The following is a 19,597-nucleotide window of genomic DNA, read 5'->3' as shown; positions in this document are numbered from 1 at the left end:
ATGTGGATACGAGACAGGGCCAGCAGTTCGGCGTGCGGGCCGATCGCGGTGATCCGGCCCTGCTCCAGCAACGCGACCCGGTCGGCGAGGGCGATCGTGGACGGCCGGTGCACCACCAGGAGCGCGGTGGTGTCGCGCAGCACCCGCTTCAGCGCCGACTCGACAAGCGCCTCGGTGTGCACGTCGAGCGCGGAGAGCGGATCGTCGAGGACGAGCACGGCGGGCCGGACGAGCACCGCCCGGGCCAGCGCCAACCGCTGCCGCTGGCCGCCGGAGAGGGAGAGCCCCTGCTCACCGAGCCGGGTCCGCAGACCCCACGGCAGGTCGTACGCGAACTCGGCCTGGGCCAGCGTGAGTGCCGCCCGGACCTCGTCCTCCCCGGCGTCGGGCCGACCCAGGGTGAGGTTCTCCCAGACCGACATGGAGAAGAGCGTCGGCTCCTCGAAGGCCATCCCGACCAGCCCACGCAACGAGGCCAGCCCCAGGTCCCGCAGGTCGTGCCCGTCCAGCGTGATCCGGCCGCCCGTCGCGTCGTGCAGTCGGGGCACCAGCGACAGCAGTGTGCTCTTGCCGCTGCCGGTGGCACCGACCACGGCGAGCGTCTCGCCCGGCTCCACGGTCAGGTCGATGCCGCGCAGCACGGCGGCGGTGCTGCCCGGGTAGCGGAACGTCACTGCCTCGAAGCGCAGCCGCCCGCGTACCGCCGGACCGGAGAGGGCCACCGCACCCGGCGCGTCGACGATGCCCGGTGCGGTGTCCAACACCTCCTGGATGCGGTCGGCGGCGGTGGCCGCCTCCTGCCCGTTGGCGATGATCCAACCCAGCGACTGCACCGGCCAGATCAGCATGAGCTGGAGGCTGACGAACGCGACGAGCTGACCGATGGTGAGCCGGCCGGTGGCGACGGCCGCCGCGCCCGCCACCAGCACCACGCCGAGCGTCAGGTTGGGCACCAGGTCGAGCAGGGCGGAGGTACGGGCGAGCAGCCGCCCCTTGCCCACCCCGGTGTCGTGCAACGCCCGGGTGCCACCCGCGAACCGGGCCGTCAACTGCGGTCCCCGCCCGTACGCCTTCATGGTCCGCAGCCCCTGCGCGGTCTCCTCGACCAGCGTGGCGACGTCGCCCTGCTGGTCCTGCATCCGTCGGGACGCGGTGTGGTAGTGCCGGCCGAAGCGGCGGGCGATCAGGAACAGCGGCACCGCGCTGGCCGCCACCAGCAACCCCAGGACCGGGTGCAGCCGGATCAGCAGCACCACGACGACCAGGTAGGTGACCAGGTTGAGGATGAGGAAGAACAGCCCGAAGGAGAGGAACCTGCGCAGCACGGACAGGTCGCTGGTGATCCGGGACAGCAGCTGACCGGACGGCCACCGGTCGTGGAAGCTGGCCGGTAGTCGTTGCAGATGGGCGTAGACGTCGGCGCGGATGGTCGCCTCCATCGCCACCGAGGACGACGACTGCACCCACCGTCGAATGAAGATCAGCACGGCTTCGGCCAGCCCGAGCGCCAGCGCGAGCGCGCCGAGCCTGAGCAGCCCTGGCAGATCCTGCGCGGCCACCGGACCGTCGACCACCCGTTGCGCCACCAGTGGCACGGCGATGCCCGCGCCGGTGGCGGCGAGCCCGGCCAGCATCAGCCAGGCGAACTCGGTGGCGTGTGGGCGCAGGTAGCGGCGCAGCCGCCACAGGTTCCGCAGCGGATGTCGTCCGACCTCGCCCCGGTCGGTCGGGCCGCCGTCGCTCCCCGCAGCCACTACCCGACGGTAGCGGCAAACGCCGGGTCACCGGTGTCGGTTTGTTGTCAGCTATGTTGCCCTGTCGGACGGTTGTCCACAGGGGAGCGTCCGGGGCTGCGGGCAGCCACTCCGGCTGTCAGGATGGGGCGATCGCGGTCATCGAGAACCACCGCCTGCTGTTCCGCCGCCCGGGCCCCTTCCGCCAGCCGGCCGTCAGCACTGGCGCGGCTCGCGGCGAGCGGGTCGGGCCCGCGCCTCAACGGCCTCCCTCGTGCGCCAGCAGCCACTCCTTCACCGGCAGTCCCCAGCGGTATCCGCCCAGCGTCCCGTCGGTGCGCAGCACCCGGTGACACGGGACGAAGAGGGCAGCGGCATTACGGGCACAGGCCGCTGCGGCGGCGCGGATCGCGGCGGGGCGTCCGGCCAGTCCCGCGTACGCGGTGTAGGTGACCGGCTCACCCGGCTTCACCTCCCGCAGCACCTGCCAGGCGTGGGCCAGGAACACCCCGTCGGTGTACTGCTCGACCGGCACCGCGTCGATCGCGGTCAGGTCACCGTCGAGGTACCGGGTGACGGCGTCGGTGACCGGGCCGAGGTCCCGATGCTGCCGAAGGGTGCCCCGCAGGCGCGGATGGATCAGCGGCAGCAGGAGTGCCGGGTCGGCGGTGAAACCGGCGGACCGTACCGCGCCGTCCGGACCGGTGAGGATGGTGAGCGGACCGGCCGGAGTTTTCACGGTGGCGTAGTCGACGGTCGGGTCGGCCGGGCTCTGCGAGGTGGGGTTCACACTCTTCTCCAAGGTCGGGTTCATGCTGCTCTCCAGAGTCGGATCACCGCGTACGAGCGCCAGGGGCGCCATGCGGTGGCGTACGCGTCGAGGGCCGTCGGGTCGTCGGGCAGGCCGAGGGCGGCAGCTCCCCGACGGACCGCCAGGTCGGTGGGAAGGAACGCGTCCGGGTCGCCGAGCGCGCGCATCGCCAGGTAGCCCGCCGTCCACGGGCCGATGCCCGACGTCGCGGTCAACCGCCGTGCGGTCTCCTGCCGGTCGCCGCCGGGTGCCAGGTCGAGTCCGCCGTCGACGACCGCCCGGGCCACCCGCCGGATCGTCTCGCGCCGGCCCACCGGCATCCGGAAACCCGCGTCGGGCACCCGCAGGATCTCCTCCGCCGTCGGGAACCCGCGCAGCCAGCCCTGCCGCTCCCGCAGGCGGTCGTCGTCGTAACCACTGTCACCTGCCCCCGGCCCGTCGCCTGCTTCGATCCTGTCTGCCTCGGCCTTGGTGCCGGCTTGGGCTCTGGTGCCTGGCTCGGGTCGGCCGCCCACGCCGCGCGTCCGCGTGCCGGGCGTGCCTGTGCTGAGGGTGCCCGTGTCGGGCGGGGCGTCGGAGATCGCGGCGAGCAGCCGGGTGAGCGTGGTGCGGGCCGAGGCGAGCGAGACCTGCTGGGTGGCGATCGCCCGGACGACCGTCTCGAAGCCGTCCACCGCGTGCGGGACACGGATGCCGGGCTCGGTAGCCACCGCGCCGGCCAGCGCCGGATCGGCACCCAGGGTCTGGTCGACCGCGACCGGGTCGGCGTCGAGGTCGAACAGGTGCCGGCACCGGGCCACCGCCGGGGCGAGATCCCGCAGATCGGTCAGTCGCAGCGTGGCCACGACGTACCCGTCCGCAGGGGTCAACACGGCCTCGCCGGGGCCGTGGGGCAGCCGCAACCCCCGGCGGTACGCCCCGTCGCGCACCTCGTCCACCCCGGGCAGCGTCCGTTGGGCCAGGAAGTCGAGCAGTGCGGCGGCGTGCAGCGGCGGACGGTACGCCAACCGCACGGTGACCGTCCCCGCACCGCCCGCGTCGGACCTGCGGACACTGCGCAACTGGGACGGGGGTACGCCGAAGACCTCGCGGACGGTGTCGTTGAACTGCCGGACGCTGCCGAAACCGGCGGCGAAGGCGATCTCGGCCAGGCCCAGTCCGGTGGTCTCGATCAGCGTTCGGGCGGTCTGGGCCCGTTGCGCCCGGGCCAGCGCCAGCGGCCCCGCGCCGAGTTCCGCCCGGAGCATCCGGTGCAGGTGCCGTTCGGTGTACCCGAGCCGGGACGCCAGCCCCGGCACGCCGTCGCGGTCCACCACGCCGTCGGCGATCAACCGCATCGCCCGGCCCACCACGTCGGCACGGACGTCCCACTCGGGCGAGCCGGGGGAGGCGTCCGGCCGGCACCGTCGGCAGGCACGCAGTCCGGCCCGCTGGGCCGCCGCCGAGGACGGGAAGAACCGGACGTTGCGCCGCTTCGGGGTCACCGCCGGACAGGACGGCCGGCAGTAGATCCCGGTCGAGGTCACGCCGGTGTAGAACCAGCCGTCGAACCGCTGGTCGCGGCTGTCGACAGCCCGGTAGCACCGCTCGAAGTCCAGATCCACGTCACCGATGATGCGCCTCCCGCCGACCTCCGGCTGGCGGAATTCGGACCCGGTGCAAGGAGGGGTCCCCTACTAACGCCTCGTGTATAGGAAGGGTCCCTTCCTTACATCCATACCCGCTGCGAGCTGCGGCGAGTGGCGGGATGGTGGGCACGGGTGCGACGTGGGCGCGGGGAAAGTGTCGGTTGTGGTCGGTAGCGTGCGGCCACCAACTCAAGAAGGGGCGCGGTGATGGCGAGCGTGGCGGGTCGGGCATCGGCGTCGAGGCAGGGACACCCCCCGCTGGACGAGGCTGTCGTCCAACGCTTCTACGAGCGGATGCGCGTCGTCGCCCCGGCGGCGGTCGGCGCCATCGAGCGGGACCGTGCCGACGACCCGGGGCGCGCCTTCGGCGACACCGCCTGCGGGCGCCTGCTGCGGTCGCTGGACCACGACGGCGTACGGGCCCTGGGCATGTGGGTGCACCACTGGTGCATGCGCTTCTACGACGACGACACCCGCGCCGCACTGCGACTGCTCCGGGAGATCGCCACCCGGTCGACGTTGGGCTGGACGGCCGACGAGGTGCACTGGATGCTCGGCGAGTCGCACGGTGCCGACCCGACCGCGAACGCCCGGTTCACGCTGCCGCTGGCCGCCGAGGCCGAGCTGGCTCCGGGTTCGCTGCGGGTCGACACGCTGGTGCCCCGGCAGGCGGGCCCGAGCCGGCGAAGCTGACCCACCGCTGACCGTGGTCGGCGGGTAACGGCGTAAGCTGGCTCGTCGTGAGTCTCACCATCGGCATCGTCGGCCTGCCCAACGTCGGCAAGAGCACCCTGTTCAACGCGCTGACCAAGAACGACGTGCTCGCCGCGAACTACCCGTTCGCGACGATCGAGCCCAACGTCGGCGTGGTCGGGCTGCCGGACGAGCGGCTGGTCAAGCTCGCCGAGATCTTCGACTCGCAGAAGGTGCTTCCCGCGCCGGTGTCGTTCGTCGACATCGCCGGCCTGGTGCGGGGCGCCTCCAAGGGGCAGGGGCGGGGCAACGCCTTCCTCGCCAACATCCGCGACGCCTCGGCGATCTGCCAGGTGGTGCGGGCCTTCTCCGACCCGAACGTGGTGCACGTCGACGGCAAGGTCTCCCCGGCCGACGACATCGAGACGATCAACACCGAGCTGATCCTCGCCGACCTGCAGACGCTGGAGAAGGCGCTGCCCCGGTTGGAGAAGGAGGCCAAGCTCCGCAAGGACCGGGCCGCCGCGGTGACCGCCGCCAAGCAGGCCGTCGAGGTCCTGGACGGCGGCACCACCCTGTACGCGGGCGCGGCGGCAGCCAAGATCGAGCTGGAGCACCTGCGGGAGCTGCACCTGCTCACCACCAAGCCGTTCCTCTACGTCTTCAACGTCGACGAGGCCGAGCTCAACAACGCCGAGTTCCTCGACGAGTTGCGGGCGCTGGTCGCCCCGGCCGAGGCGGTCTTCATGGACGCCAAGATCGAGTCGGAGCTGGTGGACCTGCCCGAGGAGGAGGCCCGCGAGCTGCTGGAGTCGATCGGGCAGTCGGAGCCGGGGCTGGACCAGCTGGTCCGCGTCGGTTTCCGCACGCTCGGCCTCCAGACGTACCTCACCGCCGGCCCCAAGGAGGCACGGGCCTGGACCGTCGCGGTCGGCGCGACCGCGCCGGAGGCCGCCGGGGTGATCCACTCCGACTTCCAGCGCGGCTTCATCAAGGCCGAGGTGGTCTCCTACACCGATCTGGTCGCGGCCGGTTCGATGGCGGCGGCGAAGTCGGCGGGCAAGGTCCGCATCGAGGGCAAGGAGTACGTGATGCAGGACGGCGACGTGGTGGAGTTCCGCTTCAACGTCTGATCCTGGTCCAACGTCTGCCACCTAGGCTTCGCTCCATGGTGAAGCTGAGGGCGGTGGCTGTGCGTTGGCACTCGGACGACTTTCCCGGCTGGGTCGAGGCGTCCGTTCGCGACGCCCGAGGGCGTCACCATCGCATCGTCGCGGAGGTGCCCGTCCTCACGACGCTCACCGTGACGGCGCGATCGCGTTTCCCGATCGAGTTCTGGATCGAGGCTGGGGCGGGGAGTGTCGACGGCGGCGAGATGGTCGTGATGCTGCCGGACGGGATCGAGACCACCGAGGGCGAGCAGAGCCTGGTGATCGCCTTGGCCGACGACGACCAGGCCCGCTACCGCCATGACCGCGAATGGCTTGACTACGTGGTTCACGAACTCCCGGCCGGGGTGCTGTGGGGTGCCGATGGCGCGACGCCCGCCCAGTGCGCCGAGATGATGATCGGCTTGGACGATTTCGCTCGGACATGTGCCCGCCTCGGGCTGGATGACCACACCGACTTCCTTGAGGACTGCCGGTGGCATTTCGACCACTACCCGCACTACCTGGGTCGCCGCCGCCATTTCTCGGACTACGCGACGTACATCCGCGACCGACGCGGGCCGTTGCGAGTCTCGGTGCCGCCAGTTCCGAGCTGGATGCGGCGTCGCTGACCGGCCGCGCCGCCTGACGGTGCCCGGTCACGTAGCCCGATGGACTTCCACGTGATTGCCTGAGTTCGGCCCGGGTCGTGGCAGTGCAGCTGCTCTGGACCCGGCGTGTCGAACAGCCACACTGCCACGCTCTTCCAACGTGGCGATCTGTCAGTCTGCTTCGCGATCGAGTTGTGACAGAGGGTGATTGTTCGGCCTAGGGTCGCGAGTATGCAACCCACCCCAGGCGCCCTTCCGGCACCCCCACCCGCGCACCCGGGACTGACCGCGCGACTCCACCAGTTGGCCGGGACGGACCAGCTGGTCGCCGACGCCGTGGCGTCACTCGATGCCGGTCAGCCCGCGCCGCTGAGTGTCGGGCTTCTCGACACCCCGGTCGGCAGCGACTACCTCCCGGTTGCCAACATGATCGTTCTCTCCGTCACGTACGCCGGTCCGGCGCTCGGCGCCATCGCCGACAAGCTGATCCTCTACCGGCTGGCCGCCCGCCTGCACGAGCTCGCCGTGGATGTGGGCGACCCGGTCGCGCTCCAGGCGTTCAACACGCGACAGGGGCACCTGTGGCGGTTGGCGAATCCGGCACCGGCTCCCGCACCTCCGGGGATCTGCCGCTTCTACCAGGGCACCAACCGGGAGAACTTCTATTCCGGGCCCGGCAGCATCTCGGCTGTGGGACTCGACCCGGGCAAGGCCGGTGGCGGTATCGGCTGCAAGCGGTGGGAGAAACACATCGTCGCTGCGGAGTACAAGGACCAGGGCTGGCACACCGTCACGCTCAGCTTCGAGGTGGCGCTCTCCTACGCGCGGCAGCACACCGAGTGGGCCATGGGAATGAAAGAACACGAGCCCGCCCTCCGGGACGTGGCGGAGTGCGGCGGCCTCGTCCTCAGCTTCGACGTGCCGGAGGCGAGCATCACCGGTAACGACCGGTGGCGCCAGGACAAGAGCGGTGACAGCAACAACTTTCAGACCCTGGAGGTGATCCCGCCGGGCCAGATCCAGGTGGTCGAGGAACTGGCCGTACCCGGACCGTTGACGAAGGTCGCGCCGCCGCCGATGGTCGCCCAGATCCCGGTGGCGCAGCGGCAGGCGACCGCCGCTCAGCAGACCGGCGCCAAGCGGCGCGTCTATCCGACGAACTTCTCCTGAGGCACCGGTGCGGCGGCGTGTCAGCCGGCGCGCAGCGCGTCGTCGAGGGCGGTCTCGCGCTCGCCCAGGTGCACCGGGTCACGGCCGGAGAGGACGTCCACCGCCGCCTTCAGACCCGCGCCGTACTCGCGGGTCGAGCTGATCCGCCAGGTCCGGTTGTTCAGCTCCCGCATCGTCTCGTCGCCCACACCGTTGGCGTCGACGCCGAGGTGACGGCAGACCGTGACGGCCCGGTCCAGGTGGAACGACTGGGTGACCACGGTCGCGCGCTCCACGCCGAAGACCCGCTTGGCGCGGGCGCAGGAGTCGTACGTGTCGAATCCGGCGTAGTCGAGCACCACCTTGTCAGCGGGTACGCCCCGGTCGACCAGCCAACGTTGCATCGCCTCGGGTTCGTTGTAGTCGTGGCGCATGTTGTCGCCGGAGACGAGGATCGCCCGCACCTTGCCGGTGGCGTACAACTCGCGGGCGATCTCCAGGCGGGCGCTGAGGAACGGCGACGGGGTGCCGTCCGGCTGGACCCGGGTGCCCAGCACCAGGGCGACGGGGGCCTCGGGCACCGCCTCGGCGGTGTACGTGTGCCCGTCGGCGCCGGAACGGATCCAACCGATGCTGGCCCAGGCTCCGGTCGTGACCAGCACCACGCCGGCCGTGCCGGCGAGCACCGCCCGGCGCAGCCAGCGGCCCCGGCCGTTCTCCCTGACCCGGCGCAGTCCGGCTGACACGGCGGTACGGATCGGCATGTGATCGATTATCCCAGCCCGTGGCGAGGCCACTCCCCGCGCCGGCACGTGGATGGCTGGTGCAGAGGGTGGCGTCGGTATAGGGATATGGACGCTGTCGAGCTGATGGCGCGAACGGATCATCGATCGGCCCACTCGGTGCGAGCCGCCGGCCTGGGTGATGCGCTGAACGGTTCAGCTCGACAGGGGCCGCAGGGGGCGAGCTTCCGGGCCCGACGTACCCGTCCGGACCGGTGGGTGGTGCGGGCACGAAGCGGCACGACGGCCGTCCCGTGCCCGCACCGGTCGTCAGCCGAGCCGGTAGACGGAGATGTGCGAGGTGCTGTCCGCCCCGAACGCCGAGCGGTCCCAGTCGGCGTACCGTTCGGCGAGGTGGAAGCCGGCCTGGGCCGCCATCTCGTCGATCTGCTCCGGCCACATGTACCGCATGGCGAACGGGTGCAGGTGTACTCCGGTGCCGTCGAAGGTGACGGTCTGCCGCAGGAACGTCTGCGCCGCACGGTCGTACCGGTGCAGCCGGATGGCGACCGAGTCCTCGGTCACCTCCCAGGGCTGGACCTGCTCGTCCCGGTCGATGCCCGCCGGGTCGGGCACGTACGTCTCGATGACGAACGTCCCGCCCGGTTCCAGCACCCGCGCGACGTTGCGGAAGCAGTCCGCCTGCCGTTCCGCGCGGGTCAGGTTGAACAGCGTGTTGAAGACCAGGAACACCAGTCGGTACGGCCCGGTGACTCCGGGTACGTCCGCCATGTCGCCGATGGCGACCGGGACGTCGGCGCCGCCCGGCTTGTCGCGCAGTTTCGCGACCATCTCGGGTGACCCCTCCACCCCCTCGACGGCGCAGCCGTGCGCGGCGAGCGGGAGGGCCACCCGGCCGGTGCCGATGGCGAGTTCCAGCGCCCGACCGTCACCGGCCAGGTCGGCGAGGAACGCCGCAGCCGGCATCGGGTCGGGCAGTCCACCGGGCAGGTCGTAGGTGTCGGCCCAGAACCGGCCGAAGTGCCCCGGGTCGTCGAAGACCGACATCAGCGGCCTCCGGTGCTGCTAGCGGCGCCGTGCGGCGCCTCGATCGTGGGAAACCACGTACTCACGAAGCCTCGTTTCGACGGAGTCGGTGACTGTGGGTCGCTGGACGTGCGTCGTGGCGTACCTCATGTCGGTCGCTCCCTTCGATCGGCTGAGGACCAGCCAAGCGGGCTCGATGGCGGCGGGCAACCCGTTTTCCGGCGCGTGGGTGCCGCGTCGGCCGTCGTCAGCTGATGTAGTGCAGAATCACGTTGTGCACGTGGTGGCTCTTCTGGTCGCCCCGGAACTCCACCTCGTAGGTGTGCGTGCCGACGTGGATGGCGATGGCGCCGGTGGAGAAGAACGAGCCGCCCCAGGACTTGTTGCTGACCACGCTCACGCTGGTGATCTTCGAGTACGGGATGCTGGTGATCGCGTACTTCTTGCCGACGAACGAACGGTCCTGGATGATCACGCGCCGGTCGGTCAGCCCGATGAACCCGGTGCCGGTGCCGACGGCGTCGTAGACGGCGATGATCTGTTCCCCGTCGAGCAGGCCACTCTGGATCTGCTGGAACTGCTCCTTGCGGTCGTACGTCGCGTTCGTCATGTACTCCACGGTAGGTGGCCGACGCCAACCACAAGATCCGCCAGGTAAGTCCGTCGGGGCGTCCCGGACGCGGCGACGAGGATGTCGATCGTGCCGTCCAGCAGGCTCTGGCGGGAGTTGTGCAGTTGCAGGATGCCGACGTCTGACGCGCGGCTGTCGGGGGCCGCCGGATCAGCCCAGGCGGTCCTCGCCCGGCTCCGCGACCGCGCGGTAGGCGTCCTCGATCCGGGCGGCCAGCAGGACCTCACCCTCGGTGAGGGGCTCGTCGTGGTGCCCGACCCGGATCTGGGTGTGGTCGGCCCGCCGGCTGATCTCCGGTCGCAGGTGCAGCGCGTCAGCGACCACCTTGACCCGTTCGGTCAGGGCCGCGTGCTGCGTGTCGTCTATGACCAGAGTGCGCCGAATCTGGTCGCCCTCGCGCGTCCACCCGTTGAGTAGGGTGAGGGCGTCGCTGAGGTAGTCGTGCTTTGCTCGACCGCCGAACAGCGCACGCATCACCGCACCTCCCAGGCTTCGTTGCCGGCTTGTGGCCAAATCGTCGCCGCCCCGTGTCTTGTCGGTGCCTCTAGTCTTACGTCACTCGGATGGTGTGTCCACGCCCACACTTCTTGGGATTCCTGCCCTGACGGTCGACCAGGCTACCCAAACCGCCGATTGATCTGGCACGCTGGACGCCCGTGCGGACCGAACGGGCTAATGGTGGCGGGCAGGTTGCCCGCAGGGACCCGAAGGTGATCGTCGGGGCGGCCATCATCGAGGACGGGCGAGTGCTGGCCTGTGCCCGATCGGCCCCACCCGAGGTCGCCGGCATGTGGGAATTCCCTGGCGGGAAGGTGGAGCCGGGGGAGAGCGAGACGGCGGCGTTGGCCCGGGAGTGCGCCGAGGAACTCGGCGTACGCGTCGAGGTCGGCGACCGGGTCGGCCGCAGCGTCCGGATGGCACACGGCCGCTCGGTGCTCAAGGTGTACGCGGCCCGCCTGCTGCACGGTGACCGACCGCAGGCGTTGGAGCACTCGGGGATGCGCTGGCTCTCCGCCGCCGAGCTGGACACCGTCACCTGGCTGCCCGCCGACGCCCCCATCGTCGCCGCCCTCCGTCCGCTGCTCGGATCCGCCGACGCCCCGCCCGACGGGCCGGCATCCGAGAGGTAACCCGCCGTACGCGTCAGGTGTTACCGATGGTCAGACGATGGTGCCGAACGGTGCCAGTGCGGAGACTGTGACTCCCGGTAGCCGAGAGTATGCGGAGCATTGATGAGCGGACGGCCCTCTCATGTCCTCCTGGTGGGTGGCGGCAACGGCGCGTTCCTGGCGCACCGCCCGCAGACCCGCACCACCTTCGTCACCTCCCGCGAACTCCTGACCTGGTTCGGCAGTCTCGGACACCACGCGCGCGTCCTCGCGATCCAGGGTGACGAGCCCGACGACCTGGTCGTCGAGATGGTCCGGACCATCCACGCGGTCGACCCGTTCGACGCCGTCGCCTGCCTGGGTGAGCCGCTCACCGTGCTGGCGGCGCGCATCGCCACGGCACTCGACCTGCCCGGCGTGCCGCCGCTCTCGGTGGTCCGGCGCATCGTGGACAAGGAGTCGATGCGGACCCACCTGGCCGAGGCCGGCGTCGAGAACGTCCGAGCCCGCACCGTCGAGAGCCTCGCCGAGTTGACCGCGATCGTCGGGGCGGGGCACCCGGAGGCCGCCTGGATCGTGAAGCCGGCCGCCGGTTGCGGAAGCCTGGGCGTGTCGAAGGTGACCCGGGGCAGTGACCTGGCCGCGGCGCTACGACGGGCGTCCGACCAGGAGTCACCGATCGATCCCGACCGCGCCAACCGCCGCGTGATCGTCGAGCCCTTCCTGTCCGGGCCGCAGTTCAGCGTCGAGTCGATCAGTCAGCACGGAGTCACCTCGGTGCTCGCGATCACCCAGAAGTTCTCCCACCCGGAGACGTTCGTCGAACTCGGGCACGTGGTGCCGGCGCAGATCCCCGACGCGGAGGCCGAGGTGGTGCGCGCGTACGTCGTCAGGATGCTCGACGCCCTCGGGTTCACCGACGGTCCCGCCCACACCGAGGTCGTCCTGACCTCGGACGGACCCCGGATCGTGGAGGTCAACGCCCGTCTCGGTGGTGACGACATCGGGCGGATGGCGTCGATCGTCAGCGGGGTGGACATGTCGGCGGCCTCGATCGACCTGGTGCTCGGCGAGCCGGTGCAGGAGCGGCTGCGCAACGCCGAGCCGAGCGGCACCAGCGAGGCGATCTGGTTCGTGACTGCGCCGGAGGCGGGGATCTTCGCCGGGTTGGACGGTGTCGAGGACGCCCAGGCCCTGGGTCCGTCGGTCGAGGTCACCGCACTGGTCCAGGTCGGTGCCCCGGTGGAGCTGCTCTCCGACTCGGGTTCCCGGGTCGCGCAGGTGCGGGCCAGCGCCGCCAGCGCCGAGGAGGCGGTCGGTCTTGCCCAGCGGGCCGCGTGGAAGCTGAACCTGCGGATAGCGAAGCGGGTGCCGGCCGAGGTCGGTGCCGAACACGCGATCTGAGCCGACGGCGACCACGGCCGTCGACGTGGAGATCGCATGGCCATGGCGCGGGAACGAAGCGGGGGGCCGTGGCGGATGCCACGGCCCCCCGGTCGAAACGGGTGTCAGTGCTTCTTGTCGTCCTGCTCCGGATGCGCGAAGTTGAGGTGCTCCGGGGGCAGCGGGAAGGTCACGTCGTCGCCGAAGGGCGAGGGTGCCGCCGCCCGGTCGAAGGTGAGCTCCGTCAGCGGCAGCTTGCCGCTCGCGTCGACCGCCGGGGCGGTCGGCCGGGGCACCTCGCGGTGCCAGTTGACGCCCTGCTGGGCCTGCACCTCGGCGTCGGTGTCGTGGGAGCCGCCCGCGTGCGAGTGCACGCCGTGGCCGCTGGCGCTGGAGCGCACGGCGCCCGGGGTGTGTTCGCTGGTCACGCTGGTCTGAGGCACCTGACCCCTCCGGAAGATCTTGCTACCGAGCCATACGAGTGGATCATACCTGCGATCGACGACCCGTTCCTTCATGGGGATGATCCCGTTGTCGGTGATCTTGATGTGCTCGGGGCAGACCTCGGTGCAGCACTTGGTGATGTTGCAGAAGCCGAGACCCTGTTCCGTCTGCGCGTACTCCTTGCGGTCGGTCCTGGTGTCCAGCGGGTGCATGTCCAGCTCGGCGGCCCGGATGAAGTACCTCGGCCCGGAGAACGCCGGCTTGTTCTCGTCGTGGTCACGGATCACGTGGCAGACGTTCTGGCACAGGAAACACTCGATGCACTTGCGGAACTCCTGCGAGCGCTCCACGTCGACCTGCTGCATCCGGTAGTCGCCGGGGGCCAGGTCGGCCGGGGGTGCGAAGGCCGGGGTCTCGCGCGCCTTCTCGTAGTTGAACGACACGTCGGTGACCAGGTCCCGGATCACCGGGAAGGTGCGCAGCGGCGTCACCGTGACCGTCTCGTTCTCCTCGAACGTCGACATCCGGGCCATGCAGCTGAGCTTCGGCATCCCGTTGATCTCCATCGAACAGGAGCCGCACTTGCCCGCCTTGCAGTTCCACCGGCACGCCAGGTCGGGCGCGTCGGTCGCCTGCAGGCGGTGGAGCACGTCGAGGACCACCTCGCCCTCGTTCACCTCGATGGCGTAGTCCTGCAGGTCACCCCCGTCGGCGTCACCCCGCCAGATCCGGAAGTTGCGCTTCGTACCCATTCCTCAGCTCTCCTTCCCGGCAGCGTCAGCGGCGGCGACGGCGTCGAACTCGGCCAGTTCCTCGTCGGTCAGGTACTTGGCCAGCTCCGCGCGGTCGAAGAGGCCGATCAGTTCGGTCCGCATCTTCGGCAGCGGCTTGCGCTCCAGCCGGACGGTGTCGCCCTCCAGCGAGCAGACCAGGTTGACCCGGCGCCACTGCGGATCCATCGTCGGGTGGTCCTCGCGGGTGTGGCCGCCGCGCGACTCGCGGCGTTCCAACGCCGCCTTGGCGGTGCACTCCGACACGACCAGCATGTTGCGCAGGTCCAGCGCGAGGTGCCAGCCGGGGTTGTAACGCCGGCCGCCGGAGGCGCTGACCTTCGCCACCCGCTCGCGCAGCTCGGCCAGCCGGACCAGCGCGTCCTCCAGTTCGGCCTCCCGCCGGATGATGCCGACCAGGTCGCCCATCACCGCCTGGAGGTCCTGCTGGAGGGTGTACGGGTTCTCGCCGGTGTCCCGGTGCAGCGGGGCCAGCGCGGTCTCCACCGCGTGCTCCACCGCCTCCACGGCCACCCGGGGGCGCCCGCCGAGCTGGTCGAGGTAGGTGGCCGCGTGGCCACCCGCGCGCTTGCCGAAGACCAGCAGGTCGGAGAGGGAGTTGCCGCCCAGCCGGTTCGAGCCGTGCATCCCGCCGGAGACCTCACCGGCGGCGAACAGGCCCCGCACCGATCCGTGCGCGGCACCGCTGTCCGGGTCGACCTCGATGCCGCCCATCACGTAGTGGCAGGTCGGGCCGACCTCCATCGGTTCCTTGGTGATGTCGACGTCGGCCAGGCCCTTGAACTGGTGGTGCATCGACGGCAGGCGGCGACGGATCTCCTCGGCCGGCAGTCGGGAGGCGATGTCCAGGTAGACGCCGCCGGCCGGGGTGCCCCGCCCCTCCTTGACCTCGGTGTTGATCGCCCGGGCCACCTCGTCGCGGGGCAGCAGCTCCGGCGGGCGCCGGTTGTTGTCCGGGTCGGTGTACCAGCGGTCCGCCTCCTCCTCGGTCTCCGCGTACTGCTTGCGGAAGACGTCGGGGACGTAGTCGAACATGAACCGCTTGCCCTCGGAGTTCTTGAGCACGCCGCCGTCACCGCGTACCGACTCGGTGACCAGGATGCCCTTGACCGAGACCGGCCAGACCATGCCGGTGGGGTGGAACTGGAGGAACTCCATGTTGATCAGGGTCGCCCCGGCACGCAGCGCCAGCGCGTGGCCGTCCCCGGTGTACTCCCACGAGTTCGAGGTGACCTTGTAGGAGCGACCGACGCCGCCGGTGGCGAGCACCACGGCGGGCGCCTCGAAGAGGACGAACTCCCCGGACTCCCGGTAGTAGCCGAACGCGCCGGCGACCCGGTCACCGTCGAGCAGCAGTTCGGTGATGGTGGTCTCGGCGAAGACCTTGATCCGGGCGTCGTACGAGCCGTGGTCGCGCTTGTCCTCCTGCTGCAGGGAGACGATCTTCTGCTGGAGGGTGCGGATCAGCTCCAGGCCGGTCCGGTCGCCGACGTGCGCCAACCGGGGGTACTCGTGGCCGCCGAAGTTGCGCTGCGAGATCTTGCCGTCCTTCGTACGGTCGAACAACGCCCCGTACGTCTCCAGCTCCCAGATCCGCTGCGGCGACTCCTTCGCGTGCAGCTCCGCCATCCGGAAGTTGTTCAGGAACTTGCCGCCGCGCATGGTGTCCCGGAAGTGCACCTGCCAGTTGTCCCGGCTGTTCACGTTTCCCATGGCCGCCGCGGCGCCGCCCTCGGCCATCACCGTGTGCGCCTTGCCGAACAGCGACTTGGAGATGATGGCGGTCTTCTTGCCGGCCAGCCGCGCCTCGATCGCCGCGCGCAGGCCGGCGCCGCCGGCCCCGATCACGACGACGTCGTAGTGGTGTCGCTCGATGCGGGTGGTGGTGCTCGGTCCGTGCTGAGGATTGGTCATGTCGGGGGCCCTTAGTTGATGAACCGCAGGTCGGAGATCCACCCGGCGGCGATCGACATGACGTAGAAGTCGGTCAGCGCCAACGTGCCGAGGGTGATCCAGGCGAGCTGCATGTGCCGGACGTTCAGCCAGGAGACGAAGCCCCAGGCCCGGTAGCGGACCGGATGCTTGGAGAAGTTCTTGAGCCGTCCGCCGATGATGTGCCGGCAGGAGTGGCAGGAGATGGTGTACGCCCAGAGCATCACCACGTTGCCGACCAGGATCAGGTTGCCCAGGCCGAAGCCGAAGCCCTCGGGACTGCGGAAGGCGGCGATCGCGTCCCAGGTATTGATCAACGAGATGATCGCGGCGAAGTAGAAGAAGTACCGGTGCGAGTTCTGCACGATCAGCGGGAACCGGGTCTCGCCGCCGTAGCTGGCGTGACCGTCGGGCACCGCGCAGGCCGGCGGCGAGAGCCAGAACGACCGGTAGTACGCCTTGCGGTAGTAGTAGCAGGTGAGCCGGAACAGCAGCAGGAACGGCAGGGTGAACGCGGCGTCCGGGATGATCCACCAGCCCGGCAGGTACTGCCCGAAGTGCGACGCCTCCGGAATGCACCGGTCGGTCACGCAGGGGGAGTAGAACGGGGTCAGGTAGTGGTACTCCTCGACCCAGTACCACCGGTGCATGAAGACCCGGACCGTCGCGTACGTGATCCACGCACCGAGCCCGATGACGGTGATCAGTGGCGCGAGCCACCAACGGTCCGTACGCAACGTCTTCGCCGCGATGGCGGCACGTGCCCGCGCCCCCCGCGGTTTCGGTTTCGTTGCCGATGATGTCATTCGCGTCGTCTCCCTGACGGGGCCCTGTCACGGGCGGCGGAACACTTCCGGTCGGCAGGCGGACCGGTCATCCCGCGCCCACGTGCCACGTCATGCGCACACCAACGACCGCACCGGGTTTGTCGGCGCAGCTAAGTGACACACGTTACGCCGATCTAGGCGGGCCGTCCGCGCAAGGCAGTGTCCCGTGTGTCCCGAACTTTGGAAAGTCTCTCGCCATGATCAATATGTGAGCGTCCGAAAAAGATCGACAAACGGCCGATGAGCTGGTCAGCCGGACGCCCCGCCGGTGAAGTTCCACGCGGCCAACCGCAGCGACGGCGCCTCCCGCCAGACACCGTCGAAGCGGTCCGGCTGGCGTACCGCCCGGCGCCCCACCTCCAGCACCCCGCCCGGCGCCAGCGCCCGGGGGTACGACTCGGTGAAGCGCAGGTCCCGGACCGCGCGGGTGACCCGACCCTCCTCGACCAGCCAGACCCCGTTACGGGTCAGCCCGGTCACCACGAGACTCTTCGGATCGAGCACCCGGGTGTACCAGAGGTCGCTGACCAGCAGGCCACGCCCCATCCGGGAGACCAGGGCCGCGGTGTCGGCGTCCACCACCGCCCCGCTCGGCGGCACCGTCGCCCCGACCGTCTCCACCGCCTCGGCCCGACCGGACGGGACCAGCCGCAGGTTGCGCGGCATCGGACCGAACGTGGCGCTGCCGGGCGCGGCGTGACCGGTCGAGGTGGTGCCCGACTCGGCGGCGCTACGCCGGTCGTGTGCCACCGCCGTGGTGGTGCCCGCGTCCACCAGGGTCACCGTGCCGGTCGGCGTGCCCTCCAGGTCGAACGGCAACCCGCTGGCGCCGAGCGGATCGTCGACGAGTGTCACCGCCGGGTCGAGCTGCGCCGTTCCGGGCTCGGCGAACGACTGCCGCTCGGCGTACCGCTTGCCGTTGAAGCCGTACCAGGCGAGGTTCTGCAACAGGTCCGCCACCGCGGCCGGCTCCAGCACCACCGGGTACCGCCCCGGCGCCAACTCGATCGGGTCCAGGGCCGCCCGGGCCTTCGCGGCGGCCCGTCGCCCGAGAGCGGCGCCGTCGAGGTCGGCCAGCCGGTCGACGCAGTGCCGGGCCATCCCGTCCGCGCCACCGGCCCGGGCGATCCCGTCCATCGCGGCCTCCGCCGTGCGACCCTGCGCCGAGTGTCCGGCCGAGTTGGCGAACGCCACCGACCGGTGGGCGGTGCGGCAGTAGCCGGCCGTCTCCAACCCGTCGGCCGCGTCGACGAAGGCCCGCACCAGATCGGCCCGCTCGTCCGGACCGGCGTCGGCGGTGGCGACGTCCCAGAGCGCCGGTGCCGGCATCGTCGTCGGCGGGGTCAGGCCGGGCCAGCCCCGGTCGGGCGGCGTGAAGCGGGTCGCCGCCACCACCCGCTCCACCAGCGCGCGCAACCCGTCGGTGCTGACCGCGCTGCCCACCCCGGTGGCGGTACGCCCCGCCAGGTGCAGCCGCAGCCGGACCTCCACGGCGGACTCGGCGACGTTCTGGTGGATCGCCGAGTTCGCGAACCGGGTCAACGCCAGCTCGCCCCGGGACACCGTCACCTCGGCCTGGGCGTCCGTCCCGCCCAGCCGGGCGACCAACTCCACCACCCGCCCGGCCAGATCCAGCTCGTTCATGACGCCACTCCGCTTCGCTGCGTGTCGTCATTTTGGCTGAGCCTGATGATTCGCTCGCTGCGCTCGTTCATGACGCCACTCCGCTTCGCTGCGTGTCGTCATTTTGGCTGAGCCTGATGATTCGCTCGCTCATGCGCGCACTCCTACCCGGACGCCGCGGAAGCGGGCCGGTGCCGCCGGATGGCCGGTGTGGCCGGTCTGGCCCGGCTGGCCCTTGCCGCAGTTCGGGGTGCCCCAGGGGACGATCTCGGAGGAGAGCATGTCCATCGAGCGCCAGAACTGCGGCCCGATGCCGGTGTACGTGGGATTGCGGACCATCCGCCCGCGCCGGCCGTTGCGGATCTCCCAGCCGATCTCGCAGCCGAACTGGAAGTTGAGCCGCTTGTCGTCGATCGACCACGACCGGTTGACGTCCATCAGCACCCCCTCGTCGGTGGCGGCGACGATCTCCTCCAGGGTGTGCGGGCCGGGTTCCAGGCCCACGTTGGTCATCCGCACCATCGGCAGCCGGGCCCAGCCGTCGGCGCGTACGCTGCCGCCGTAGTCCAGGCCCGCGACGGCGGCCGAGTCCCGGCCGGCCAGCACGCCCACCCACCGCCCGTCCCGGACCGCGTCACGCCGGACCGCCGGTGAGCCCTCGTCGTCGTAGCCGAAGCTGCCCAGCGCGCCGGGGATGGTCGGGTCGATGGTGATGTTCATCAGGTCGGAGCCGTACCGCAGCGAGCCGAGCCGGTCGAGGTCCAGCCAGGACGTGCCGGCGAAGGCCGCCTCCCACCCGAGGATGCGGTCGAGTTCGATGGCGTGCCCGACCGACTCGTGGATCTGGAGCGCCAACTGCTCGCCGCCGAGGATCAGGTCGGTCTCGCCGGCCGGGCAGAGCGGCGCGGTCAGCAGCGCCCGGGACTCCTCCGCGATGCGGGCCGCGTGCGCGGTCAGGTCCAGTGAGTCGACCAGTTCCCAGCCGGTGGTGCCGTACTGCCCGCGATAGCTCGGCCAGGACCGGCGCTGCGTCTCGCCGTCGCCGACGGAGGTGGCCGAGATGCCCGCGCCGCACTCGCGGATGTGCTGGTCGATGCGGTGGCCCTCGCTGGAGACGAACCACTTCGAGGTGTCCCAGACCTGGTAGAGGCCCTCGGTCAGGTCCGCGCCGTGCTCGGCCATCGTGCGGGTCGCGGCCACCAGCAGGTCACCCTTGGCGGCCAGCGAGACGCCGAGCGGATCCACCTCGCACGGCGAGGCCCAGCTCGCCGTGGTCGGCGTCGACGGCACCAGGTCCACCGGGGGGCCGGGCACC

At 70.8% G+C, this 19,597-nt stretch carries 19 protein-coding genes; 7 read left to right on the top strand and 12 right to left on the bottom strand.

The annotated features are described in order from the left end of the window. From EYA84_RS09825 to EYA84_RS09815, 3 genes are all read right to left on the bottom strand, one after another. On the bottom strand, window positions 1-1,754 hold a 1,754-nt coding region (locus tag EYA84_RS09825; RefSeq protein ID WP_131052724.1), incomplete at its 3' end, for an ABC transporter ATP-binding protein. A gap of 238 nt (window positions 1,755-1,992) precedes the next feature. Then, window positions 1,993-2,547, bottom strand: coding sequence for a methylated-DNA--[protein]-cysteine S-methyltransferase (locus tag EYA84_RS09820; RefSeq protein ID WP_131052723.1), 555 nt, complete (start codon window positions 2,545-2,547; stop codon window positions 1,993-1,995). Beyond that, window positions 2,544-4,148, bottom strand: a complete 1,605-nt coding sequence (locus EYA84_RS09815) for a DNA-3-methyladenine glycosylase 2 family protein (protein WP_131052722.1) — start codon at window positions 4,146-4,148, stop codon at window positions 2,544-2,546. Before EYA84_RS09815 ends, EYA84_RS09820 begins: the two co-directional genes overlap by 4 nt. Window positions 4,149-4,379: 231 nt before the next feature. Here EYA84_RS09815 and EYA84_RS09810 point away from each other — a divergent pair, with 231 nt between their 5' ends. The 4 genes from EYA84_RS09810 to EYA84_RS09795 all read left to right on the top strand — a co-directional run bounded on the left by EYA84_RS09810 (window position 4,380) and on the right by EYA84_RS09795 (window position 7,794). Then, window positions 4,380-4,865 (top strand): hypothetical protein, encoded by a 486-nt coding sequence (locus EYA84_RS09810; protein WP_131052721.1) that lies wholly within the window; start codon window positions 4,380-4,382, stop codon window positions 4,863-4,865. Window positions 4,866-4,912: 47 nt separating this feature from the next. After that, complete coding sequence (gene ychF / locus EYA84_RS09805) at window positions 4,913-5,998, top strand: redox-regulated ATPase YchF (protein WP_131052720.1); 1,086 nt, start codon at window positions 4,913-4,915, stop codon at window positions 5,996-5,998. Window positions 5,999-6,033: 35 nt separating this feature from the next. Then, window positions 6,034-6,645: a hypothetical protein gene (locus EYA84_RS09800; RefSeq protein ID WP_131052719.1), complete on the top strand. Its 612-nt coding sequence runs from the start codon at window positions 6,034-6,036 to the stop codon at window positions 6,643-6,645. A 210-nt stretch (window positions 6,646-6,855) separates the two neighbouring features. Next, window positions 6,856-7,794, top strand: coding sequence for a hypothetical protein (locus EYA84_RS09795; protein ID WP_131052718.1), 939 nt, complete (start codon window positions 6,856-6,858; stop codon window positions 7,792-7,794). A gap of 20 nt (window positions 7,795-7,814) precedes the next feature. Here EYA84_RS09795 and EYA84_RS09790 read toward each other — a convergent pair whose 3' ends face one another. From EYA84_RS09790 to EYA84_RS09780, 3 genes are all read right to left on the bottom strand, one after another. Continuing rightward, window positions 7,815-8,537 carry a vancomycin high temperature exclusion protein gene (locus EYA84_RS09790; RefSeq protein ID WP_131052717.1) on the bottom strand — a complete coding sequence of 241 codons (723 nt, stop codon included), beginning with the start codon at window positions 8,535-8,537 and terminating at the stop codon, window positions 7,815-7,817. A gap of 288 nt (window positions 8,538-8,825) precedes the next feature. Further along, the gene (locus tag EYA84_RS09785) at window positions 8,826-9,563 is read right to left on the bottom strand and encodes a class I SAM-dependent methyltransferase (RefSeq protein ID WP_131052716.1); all 738 of its coding nucleotides are present in this window, start codon (window positions 9,561-9,563) and stop codon (window positions 8,826-8,828) included. Between the two features lie 226 nt (window positions 9,564-9,789). Further along, a complete protein-coding gene (locus EYA84_RS09780) occupies window positions 9,790-10,152 on the bottom strand; it encodes a PH domain-containing protein (protein WP_131052715.1) in 363 nt (120 codons plus the stop codon). A gap of 14 nt (window positions 10,153-10,166) precedes the next feature. On the opposite strand from EYA84_RS09780, the gene EYA84_RS33850 reads away from it, so the two are divergent. Then, complete coding sequence (locus tag EYA84_RS33850) at window positions 10,167-10,298, top strand: hypothetical protein (RefSeq protein WP_255446605.1); 132 nt, start codon at window positions 10,167-10,169, stop codon at window positions 10,296-10,298. A gap of 25 nt (window positions 10,299-10,323) precedes the next feature. Here the strand turns inward: EYA84_RS33850 and EYA84_RS09775 are convergent, their stop codons facing one another. Continuing rightward, window positions 10,324-10,647: a 4a-hydroxytetrahydrobiopterin dehydratase gene (locus EYA84_RS09775; protein ID WP_131052714.1), complete on the bottom strand. Its 324-nt coding sequence runs from the start codon at window positions 10,645-10,647 to the stop codon at window positions 10,324-10,326. Between the two features lie 182 nt (window positions 10,648-10,829). Between EYA84_RS09775 and EYA84_RS09770 the strand changes: the two genes are divergently transcribed. Both EYA84_RS09770 and EYA84_RS09765 read left to right on the top strand, forming a co-directional pair. Then, entirely contained in the window at window positions 10,830-11,303 is a 474-nt protein-coding gene (locus EYA84_RS09770) for a (deoxy)nucleoside triphosphate pyrophosphohydrolase (RefSeq protein ID WP_131052713.1), read from the top strand. Window positions 11,304-11,405: 102 nt separating this feature from the next. Beyond that, window positions 11,406-12,686: an ATP-grasp domain-containing protein gene (locus EYA84_RS09765; protein WP_131052712.1), complete on the top strand. Its 1,281-nt coding sequence runs from the start codon at window positions 11,406-11,408 to the stop codon at window positions 12,684-12,686. Window positions 12,687-12,790: 104 nt separating this feature from the next. Here EYA84_RS09765 and EYA84_RS09760 read toward each other — a convergent pair whose 3' ends face one another. The 5 genes from EYA84_RS09760 to EYA84_RS09740 all read right to left on the bottom strand — a co-directional run. Beyond that, the gene (locus tag EYA84_RS09760) at window positions 12,791-13,861 is read right to left on the bottom strand and encodes a succinate dehydrogenase/fumarate reductase iron-sulfur subunit (RefSeq protein ID WP_131052711.1); all 1,071 of its coding nucleotides are present in this window, start codon (window positions 13,859-13,861) and stop codon (window positions 12,791-12,793) included. A 3-nt stretch (window positions 13,862-13,864) separates the two neighbouring features. Next, window positions 13,865-15,814 carry a fumarate reductase/succinate dehydrogenase flavoprotein subunit gene (locus tag EYA84_RS09755; protein ID WP_131052710.1) on the bottom strand — a complete coding sequence of 650 codons (1,950 nt, stop codon included), beginning with the start codon at window positions 15,812-15,814 and terminating at the stop codon, window positions 13,865-13,867. An 11-nt stretch (window positions 15,815-15,825) separates the two neighbouring features. Further along, a complete protein-coding gene (locus EYA84_RS09750; RefSeq protein ID WP_131052709.1) occupies window positions 15,826-16,638 on the bottom strand; it encodes a hypothetical protein in 813 nt (270 codons plus the stop codon). 270 nt (window positions 16,639-16,908) lie between these two features. Further along, complete coding sequence (locus tag EYA84_RS09745) at window positions 16,909-18,303, bottom strand: TldD/PmbA family protein (RefSeq protein WP_131052708.1); 1,395 nt, start codon at window positions 18,301-18,303, stop codon at window positions 16,909-16,911. Between the two features lie 129 nt (window positions 18,304-18,432). Next, window positions 18,433-19,597: TldD/PmbA family protein (locus EYA84_RS09740; protein WP_131052707.1), on the bottom strand; the 1,165-nt coding region annotated here is incomplete at its 5' end.

The sequence above is a fragment of the Verrucosispora sp. SN26_14.1 genome (genome assembly GCF_004307965.1).
Taxonomy (GTDB): Bacteria; Actinomycetota; Actinomycetes; order Mycobacteriales; family Micromonosporaceae; genus Micromonospora.
Note: the sequence above shows the minus strand (reverse complement) of the source record. Positions and strands in the feature narration are given on the sequence as shown.